The 8,172-nt window shown below is 60.4% G+C and carries 11 protein-coding genes; 10 read left to right on the top strand and 1 reads right to left on the bottom strand.

All coding sequences use genetic code 11. The annotated features are described in order from the left end of the window. The 3 genes from NKH36_RS34055 to NKH36_RS34045 form a co-directional block, all read left to right on the top strand. Positions 1-297: helix-turn-helix domain-containing protein (locus tag NKH36_RS34055; protein ID WP_352966164.1), on the top strand; the 297-nt coding region annotated here is incomplete at its 5' end. A 221-nt stretch (positions 298-518) separates the two neighbouring features. Further along, entirely contained in the window at positions 519-710 is a 192-nt protein-coding gene (locus NKH36_RS34050; protein ID WP_127320039.1) for a DUF3606 domain-containing protein, read from the top strand. Positions 711-753: 43 nt separating this feature from the next. Then, a complete protein-coding gene (locus NKH36_RS34045; protein WP_352966162.1) occupies positions 754-978 on the top strand; it encodes a hypothetical protein in 225 nt (74 codons plus the stop codon). Positions 979-1,899: 921 nt separating this feature from the next. Here NKH36_RS34045 and NKH36_RS34040 read toward each other — a convergent pair. Beyond that, entirely contained in the window at positions 1,900-2,409 is a 510-nt protein-coding gene (locus NKH36_RS34040; RefSeq protein ID WP_352966161.1) for a DUF2231 domain-containing protein, read from the bottom strand. 1,090 nt (positions 2,410-3,499) lie between these two features. On the opposite strand from NKH36_RS34040, the gene NKH36_RS34035 reads away from it, so the two are divergent. The 7 genes from NKH36_RS34035 to NKH36_RS34005 all read left to right on the top strand — a co-directional run bounded on the left by NKH36_RS34035 (position 3,500) and on the right by NKH36_RS34005 (position 7,547). Beyond that, positions 3,500-3,649 carry a hypothetical protein gene (locus NKH36_RS34035; RefSeq protein WP_352966159.1) on the top strand — a complete coding sequence of 50 codons (150 nt, stop codon included), beginning with the start codon at positions 3,500-3,502 and terminating at the stop codon, positions 3,647-3,649. Then, a complete protein-coding gene (locus NKH36_RS34030; protein WP_352966158.1) occupies positions 3,633-3,995 on the top strand; it encodes a hypothetical protein in 363 nt (120 codons plus the stop codon). The genes NKH36_RS34035 and NKH36_RS34030 overlap by 17 nt, the downstream gene beginning before the upstream one ends. A 468-nt stretch (positions 3,996-4,463) precedes the next feature. Then, the gene (locus NKH36_RS34025; protein WP_352966157.1) at positions 4,464-5,213 is read left to right on the top strand and encodes an adenylate/guanylate cyclase domain-containing protein; all 750 of its coding nucleotides are present in this window, start codon (positions 4,464-4,466) and stop codon (positions 5,211-5,213) included. After that, on the top strand, positions 5,101-6,210 hold the full coding sequence (locus tag NKH36_RS34020; protein WP_352966156.1) for a tetratricopeptide repeat protein: 1,110 nt from the start codon (positions 5,101-5,103) through the stop codon (positions 6,208-6,210). The genes NKH36_RS34025 and NKH36_RS34020 overlap by 113 nt, the downstream gene beginning before the upstream one ends. A gap of 223 nt (positions 6,211-6,433) precedes the next feature. Then, complete coding sequence (locus tag NKH36_RS34015; RefSeq protein ID WP_352966155.1) at positions 6,434-6,925, top strand: DUF6789 family protein; 492 nt, start codon at positions 6,434-6,436, stop codon at positions 6,923-6,925. Next, a complete protein-coding gene (locus NKH36_RS34010; protein WP_352955269.1) occupies positions 6,912-7,118 on the top strand; it encodes a hypothetical protein in 207 nt (68 codons plus the stop codon). Before NKH36_RS34015 ends, NKH36_RS34010 begins: the two co-directional genes overlap by 14 nt. 282 nt (positions 7,119-7,400) lie before the next feature. Then, on the top strand, positions 7,401-7,547 hold the full coding sequence (locus NKH36_RS34005; RefSeq protein ID WP_352966165.1) for a recombinase family protein: 147 nt from the start codon (positions 7,401-7,403) through the stop codon (positions 7,545-7,547). The last annotated feature ends 625 nt before the right edge of the window (positions 7,548-8,172 follow it).

Below are 8,172 nucleotides of genomic sequence, written 5' to 3'. Positions count from 1 at the left end.
AGACGGGACGCCTACGCTCGTACGGCCCACATGTTTTGCGAACTCATTGTGCGGTTGCGGTTTGCTGGACGCATTGAGGACCACGTCGCGGATCTGCCGATCACCCAGGCAGCATTTGGTGATGCGGTGGGTTTGTCCGCGGTTCACGTGAACCGCACGCTTCAGGCGCTACGAAGCGACGGGCTGATCGCCATGTCAGGTACAAAGTTGCGTGCTCTCGATTGGCCGGGTTTGGTCCGTGCAGGGGACTTCGATCCGACTTACCTGCACCTGAAGGACCCTGACGTGGCATTCTGATGACGGAAGCCAATATGCCAAGATATTTCTTTGATAGCGGCGATCGCCAGCACTGAAAGGTCCCGATGGGCAGCAACTCATCATGGATATAAGGGACGAGAGTGGCAGAAAAGTTCTGAGGCTTAGCCTGTCGCTGGTGATCGAACCGCTTGAGTAAACGCCGTCGCCGACATCCAACAAAGATGGACCTCGACGTCGCGGTGATCTGAAAGGAGAACAACATGGCCGATGACAAGAGCAAGCGTGACTTCCGCGACCGCGACCGAGTGTCTGCCGGTGACGACTACGAGATCGAACATTTTGCCCAGCAGAACGGCGTCTCGGCAGACCAAGTCCGCCAGCTTATCAAAAGCAAGGGCAACGACCGGACTACTTTGACAGAAGCCGCGAGAGCATTGCGGGAGCGGAAATGAGATATCGGACCAACAACGAAGGCACCGGATATCGAGGCAACATATGGGTCTGGTTTTTACTGGCGAAGGTGGAGCCAATGAGCGATTCGAGTTGTGGCTTGAAGCCTTTGATGGAACGGAGCGTGTCCTCGTCGTGACATCGACCGAAGCGATCGACGACTTCGGCTTGGACGTCGTCCGGGAAATGGCATCTAAAAAATACGATGCAGGGCAGTTGGACGAGATCGGCCGCGTTAGAGTTTCTATTAGCGACCTGCAAGGTAGATAGCCCGCCACCGTGAGGGCAGCGTGGCTTGGCTGCCTCAGTGAAAGCCCGCGCCCCACGGAAGGGAAGGACGCGGGCTGATCGGAGGCAATCCGATCTCGCAGCTATTTTCAACGAGGAATACGAACATTGCTGCGGTCCCCCAACTTCCGTCTCAAGCATGTGTTCCAGCGAGGAACAAAATACCCGTAAAAGCTCTAGGCCATTGGCGGCAACAGGCGCTCTCTGCTCTAAGCCGTACTGCTATCAAACCGTACGGTTATTCCTCGCTCAACGGGACAGCTGGCTATCATTTCGTCGAGATCATGATCCGAAATCGGGCTAAGTATCAGTTGGCGCACTGCCGTATTGGCCAAAGCCGTCGACACAAAATCGTGTCGCCTTTTGCGAACCTCGACATAACGCACGACCAGCGCCTTTATACGTCTGTCGGAAAGAGTTTTTGATCGTTGCATTTCACGATCCTCCACGATTACCCCTAATCGAGCCGATGGTGATTTGTTCCGCCCGAACTGCTGCCGGTTAGATACTCGTGGCCCGTTCTCTCTCCCAAGAAGCGCGTGCTTTGCATTGTCAATCCGATACCTCCGGAATCGCCGCGGACATGTCGCCTGAACCACAATGCTACCGCAGCAGATCGGCGACTATCCCCAGGTCGGGGGCACGCGCAGCTTTAACCAAAGCGGGTGCTGTTTGTTCCTTAGGCCGCGCAACCCTCTTTACCTGGACGTCATCGACGCAAACGCACAAACCGCAACCCTCAGTAGTGCCTCACAGCCTGAGCAGACGCATTCCTTAGCGACATTGGCGAGCGCGTCGTCGTTTCTCGAAACTAGTACCAGCCGCGCCCCTTTTCGTGTGACGCTCGAAGCACCGGTGACTACGACAGCGTGTCCCCGCAGGTCGGCCGTGCCACGACCCCAATCAAGGTCGTCCCGCACGAGAACCGGTGTCCTCTCCATCCTCAGGATGTACTCCTACCCTGTGCTCGTAGACGAGCGTTCCGCCCTTCCAGCCAGTGTAAACAAGAAGCAGGACAACAAGCGTAGACAGGGCCAATCCCCAAGGCAGAGCCCCCTCGACTGCGCCTGCACTGAGCCGCAAAACAAAATTAGCCAAGGCGAGTACCACTGCGATGACATTGCCTACCATGTGGTGCCATGCGGCGCCGAAAGAGCGTATGACCGCATTTCCAAAGAAATCGGCAAAGCCAGCCAGCGCCGCTGCGGCGCTCATAAGCAAGCCAAAGCCGAGTAACCAAAAAGAAGCCTCGGCCCAGAAAGCATGCCTGTTCGACCAAAACACCAGGTCTGAGAGGAATACCGACACAAACAATGCGATCGGGAAAGGAATCAACATGGGGTGGATCGGATGACCGCCGATTTTCGCAGTGGTGGCGACGCCCAGCAGACGATTGGCTCGATCGTGAGGCATGTCAACGAACGTTGATAAGCCTGATAAGTTCCAAGGAGAGGGGGCTGGTACCTCTCCGCTCACGGCGCCGAGTGGGCTTCCCCGATCTGCACGGCATCCATCTCGCAGTCATGGTGCAGCTTCTCGGACATGACGCTCGGCAGTTGGGCTTAATCCGCCACAGCGCCCTCGGCTCAATTGCGAACAGCGCCCGCGTGTTGCGCCGCGTTCTGGCGATGGACCCTGATTGACGCCGCGATCTACCGGGAATGGGTCACTAACGTCGGCAGATGGGACGCCTACGCTCATACGGCCCAATAGGGTATGTGAACTTATTGTGTGGTTGCGATTTGCGGGACGCATTGAGCACCAAGTCGCGGATCTACCGGTCACCCAACTCGCGCAAGCGGCCATTTCGCTGGATGCCGGCGAAACGTGCACCCGCCCCGGTGTTCCGTGCACGAAAGAAAGCCCGCGCCCTTCAAATGAAACTTTCAGGCCGCGCCGAAGTTCCAAACGGTAGCAAAAAAGGCCGCTGTGCCTTCAGCCGCGCCGCTCCACGGGACACCAAACAAAAAGCCCGCGCCCCGAGGAGATGGGAAGGACGCGGGCTGATCGGAGCGATGCAGTCCGATCTTTCAGAGGCAAGTGCTGCACGACCCGAAAGCATTTGGCTCGGCTAGGTTCCCGCACGGAACACAAGCCGCCTGCTGACAAGCCGCCGTCCTAACGGTCGTCTCGAAGCCCAAAGAAGTCCTACTCGTCCTTCGTTAGTAGCGCCAGCTCGGACGGGGCGGGACGCACCCGCTCCTTCAGCTTGTCGGTGATCGCCACGACACCCCCGCCCTGCCCGCCGCCAGAACCTGCCCTCGGTCGATTTCAGCCAAGCCGCCTACCGTCTCCCCGAATGCCAGGTCGGAAGAACGGACGAGCGTCTGCAACCGAGAGCGATCGCGGCTGAGTTCTGAGGACGAGTTCGGATTTCTATCCCGTCCAGCTCCAGCCGTGCCTGCTTGCCACGGATGAGTTCGCCTTCGGACAGCGGCGCTTAGCCTGCCGTTCAGGAACAACAACGCCCAAGCCAAGTTTGGTGGTCCAGGAGGTAACGACAATGCGCATACTGAGAACCTTCTTTGAATACTTGTGGCGCTCGAACAGCAAGTCGCCAACAGACCTTGCGCCGCCCGTCGACGCGATCGTTCGGCTGCTGAAAGAAAAACAAAAACTCGCTGCCAAGAAAGGACTTGGTCGACCAGATTAGACTGCTGGCGGCTGACCGCGCTGCGACGCAGGATGTGGCGACGCAGCTTGTGACGCCGGTGCCCGGCTCTGCCAGTAACGCGAACGCCGCCTTGCCCGGCTCGCGCTCGACTCCCATCAGCTCGAACTCGTCGACCGTCCAGCTTTTTGGTCTTCAGCCAGTTCGTCGTCGGCTGTTGTTGCCATGGCTAGGGTCGCGCCTTGTGCCAGCCACGAGAAAAGCCACTCGAGACAGCTACCCGCGACAAGGCAAGCTCGCGCTCGAGTTCGGCATTCCGGACGAGCACGTTCAGCAGAGCAACCACGGCATCGCCGCCTGCCGCAGCTATGGCCTGCTGGGCAACTAGTTCCAATTCAGAAATAGCTTCGCCGGCCGGCGCGCTTTGGCGCATACCTATAGCCCATCCTGCTCAACCTCAGCACCTCTAAGCGCGAACGTCTGGTGTGATGCCCGATGCACGCGTTCGTAGGGCATCTCGCTGTTACATCGCGGTGACAAAAGCACCGCCACGGTGGCGTCAACCGGTTACCAAGGGCAGCAAATATCTCCGGCCTTCTGGGAGTAGCGTGTCAGCGTCCCCAGAGGCTGCGTGGGCGTGTCGCCGGTTGGCTGTTAGCGCGGCGACTGGATCGCTCCACGCCTCGCAAGCGGGATAGCGAAATCTCGTGAAGGCAAGGTCAAGCTGCGTTCTCCGTTCTGAATTGGCGACGGGCGGCGGCTGGGAGAGATGGATGCCATGCACGTTGGGCGTCTGGAAGTTGGCGGGGCATGGGCGCGAGGCAGCCCGCGTGCACGCGCCTGGCCGGGCGGTGCAATGACCGCGCAGCGCCGCCTCGCAGCGATCCTAGCTTGCGACGTGGTCGGCTATTCGCGCCTGATGGAGCGCGACGAGCGCGGCACGCTCGAGCGGCTCAAGACATACCGCAAGGACCTCCTCGAACCGCTGGTCTCAGAGCATCAGGGCCGGATCGTCAAGCTCACCGGCGACGGCATGCTGTGCGAGTTCGCGAGCGTCGTCAACGCGGTGACCTCGGCGATGGCGATCCAGCAGGCTTTGGCAGAACACGAGGCGGAGACGCCCGAGGAAGAGCGGATTCGCTTCCGCATCGGCGTCAATCTCGGCGACGTGATCTGCGAGGAGGACGGCGACCTCTACGGCGACGGTGTCAACATCGCCGCCCGCCTCGAAAGCATCGCCGATCCCGGCGCCGTGGTCGTCTCGGGCACCGCCTACGACCACCTTCAAGGCAAGCTCGACGGCGGCTTCACGCTGCTCGGCGACCTGCGCCTCAAGAACATCGAGCGGCTTGTGCGCGTCTATCGCGTCGAGACCGACGCCAGCGCCTCGGTGACTGCACCGCCTTCCCTGCCCGCGAAACCCTCGATCGCGGTTCTGCCTTTCACCAACATGAGCGGCGACCCCCGACCAGGAATACTTCGCCGACGGATTGGTGGAGGACATCATCACGGGATTGAGCCGGGTGAACTCCTTCTTCGTGATCGCCCGCAACTCGTCCTTCACCTACAAGGGCCGACCGGTGGACCTGCGCCAGGTCGGGCGTGAGCTGGGCGTCCGCTACGTGCTCGAAGGCAGCATCCGCAGAGCAGGATCGCGGGTGCGTATCAGCGGGCAGCTGGTGGACGCGATCAGTGGGCACCATGTCTGGACCGATCGCTTCGAAGGCGACGTGAGCGACATCTTCGACCTGCAGGACAAGGTGACCGAGAGCGTCGTCGGTGCGGTCGAGCCGAGCATCCGGCTGGAGGAGATCAAGCAAGCGCGCATGAAGCCGACCGACTACATCGGTGCCTACGACCTCTACCTTCGTGCGCTGCCGCGCTTCTACAGCATGACGCGCGACGGCTTCGCCGACGTGCGCCGGCTCACCAACGAGGCGCTCAGCATCGACCCAGGCTTCACCCTGGCGAAGGCACTTGGTGCCTATATCCGCAGCCTGTCCGTGAGTCAGTGCTGGCACGAGCCCGACGATATCCGCGTCGCCGTGCGCATGGCCCGCGAGGTGCTGGCGGACGCACGAGACGACCCGACAAGCTTGCGTTTCGCCGCGCAGGTGATCGCCTACAGCGCCAAGGATTACGAGACGGCGCTGGACACGATCGAACGGTCCCTGCTCCTCAACCCCAATTCGGCGCAGGGCTTTACGGGCAGCGGCTGGGTGAACGCCCATTCCGGCCGCCCCCTCGTCGCGATCGAGCACTTCCACAGGGCAATGCGGCTGAGCCCGGTCGACCCCGAGAAGGGCATCGCGCTCTCCGGCATCGGGATGAGCTACCTGATGCTCGAACGCTACGAGGAAGCGCTGGCTTGGGGAGAACGAGCGCTGCGCGAGATGCCGAATTACGGCTCGTCGCACCGGGTGGTGATCATGGCGCTGGTCAAACTCAATCGGCTGGACGAAGCGCAGGCGGCGGCGCGGCGGCTGATGGAGGCGTTCCCGACCTACACGCTCGGCCTGCAGAGGCAGATCAACCCGTGGCGGGACAAGGTGTTCGCCGAGCGCTACGTCGAGGCGCTGGGTATTGCCGGCGTGCCGGAGTGATCGTCGCGTTTGCTGGAGAACCGAGAGCGTTATCCTTTGCCACCCCGCGAGATCGTCGAGCGCGTCGCAATCGCCGGTGACGAAAGTCTGGGCGCTAAGCTATCTGGGATGGATTCCCGCCGCTCATCGCCATCGGCCATGATAGCCTGGCGAAGACGCCGCAGGTACTCGGGAACAATCGCGCCAGACTCCCGTTTGGCAACATCAATTGCGGGATAAGGTGTTGCAGCGGATCGTATCAGGAGCTCTGGCAGGACTTGCCGCCACTTTAGCGATGACCATCGCCATGAGGCGCCTTCATGCGTTGCTGGAGAACCGAGAGCGTTATCCTTTGCCACCCCGCGAGATCGTCGAGCGCGTCGCAATCGCCGGTGACGAACAGGACGCAAGAACGAGCACGCTGCTCGCCCATTTCGGCTTTGGAGCCCTGACCGGCTCGATTTTTGCGTTTTTGCCTATGCGCCGTGGCAGCGGCATCCTTTACGGCCTCGGAGTCTGGGCGCTAAGCTATCTGGGATGGATTCCCGCCGCTCATATCCTTGCTCCCGCCTGGCAGCATCCCGCCCACCGAAATCTTCTAATGCTGGCTGTCCATATCGTCTGGGGCGCGACCCTCTCAAGATCTCTGAGCGAGCTGGAAGCAGCAAGGACCGAAGTGTTTGGTCGGCCCACCGGCCCAAGGGCGGCGATATCGGAAATTCATGAGCCGGGCTGACAGCTCCAATGCCGATCCCTTATGGCTTGACCGCGAGCAGGAGGTCTCGTTCCTTGCGGACCAATCCCAGGTCGACGTCACGATTGTCGGCGCGGGGATCGTAGAACTGCACGCAGCCTGTCTTTTGCAGGATTCGGGGCTGAAGGTAGCAGTTCTCGAAGCGCGAGAAATCCGTCGGCAGGCCACCGGCTGATCCACGGCCAACACCACGTCCCAGCATGGCCTCAAATGCACTTCCCTTATCCGTGATTTTGGCAAGGAAAGTGCAAAGCATTGCGCTGACGTCAATGAAAAGGCGAAAAACGATATCGCAGCACTTTGCTCTTCTCCTTTGTTTACCTACGGAGACCGTTGCATCCTGTTTGTGTGAGGTCCGCATCGGGCCAGATCAGGACAAAGCCTGCGCCGAGCTGAAGGTCCGCTCACTTGAATCTCACACTAGGCTGTCTCGGTAGAGCCGCGCGCCGGGTTCTCCATCCAACAGTCCGGCATCACCAGCCTACGTGGACTGGCAATCGCCCTGAACAATCGAGGCGTTCGAACCGCGCGCAACGGCCAGTGGCAAGTCTCTAACGTGCGCAACATTTTGGAGAGGCAAGCTTCTGCGAATTTGCTTTTATAGGCGGGAGTTTGCTAGCCTCTCTACCAGCCGCCTGAGTTCGGATGGAGTTGCCAACGCCGCGGAGGACGCGAGCAACCGGTCGCGCTTCTGCGACTTAAGCAAATCGTTACCCACGATCCAACAGTCCTTAACAATCCGCGCAGGAAGCTGATACGCTTCCGCCAGGATCGTGACGCGGTCCGAGATGCTGGTTCAGTCGCGGCTTGCCAGGAATTTGCCGAGCTCAAGTCTCGAGTTGAAATCAAGACCCCGGCCCACGATCCGCCCCGATGCGAGAAGCCCGCCAAGATGGCGGGCAAGACGGTGGAGGTGGAAATGCTGAGAGCACCCACGCTGCATCGAGCCGGACCATTAGGTGATCGTCGAGACAGCATTCAAGTACGACGACGCCCCTCGCCGCCGAGCCTGGTCCGATCCGCGCGACACCAGCCCGTTCTCCGACCGAGAACTGGGAGGAGATCGAGGAGAACGTCGAGCTCCTGCTCGCCGAAGAAATCACGGACGAGGAACAAAGTTACAGGTTCGAATCCTGTCGGGTGCAGCATTGCCGCAGTTCGCTTGCCGACAACTATTCCTGCTGGAATTGACAGGGCCAATCTTCAGGCCTCGTCAAGCCAGAAGGCAA

The organism is Mesorhizobium sp. M1312 (assembly GCF_040318115.1).
In the GTDB taxonomy this organism is placed as follows: Bacteria; Pseudomonadota; Alphaproteobacteria; order Rhizobiales; family Rhizobiaceae; genus Mesorhizobium.
Note: the sequence above shows the minus strand (reverse complement) of the source record. Positions and strands in the feature narration are given on the sequence as shown.

Coding starts and splice junctions, on each gene's coding strand:
- NKH36_RS34050 (WP_127320039.1), top strand. CDS start 519: ATGGCCGATGACAAGAGCAAGCGTGACTTCCGCGACCGCGACCGAGTG.
- NKH36_RS34040 (WP_352966161.1), bottom strand. CDS start 2,409: ATGCCTCACGATCGAGCCAATCGTCTGCTGGGCGTCGCCACCACTGCG.
- NKH36_RS34035 (WP_352966159.1), top strand. CDS start 3,500: ATGCGCATACTGAGAACCTTCTTTGAATACTTGTGGCGCTCGAACAGC.
- NKH36_RS34010 (WP_352955269.1), top strand. CDS start 6,912: ATGAGCCGGGCTGACAGCTCCAATGCCGATCCCTTATGGCTTGACCGC.
- NKH36_RS34045 (WP_352966162.1), top strand. CDS start 754: ATGGGTCTGGTTTTTACTGGCGAAGGTGGAGCCAATGAGCGATTCGAG.
- NKH36_RS34025 (WP_352966157.1), top strand. CDS start 4,464: ATGACCGCGCAGCGCCGCCTCGCAGCGATCCTAGCTTGCGACGTGGTC.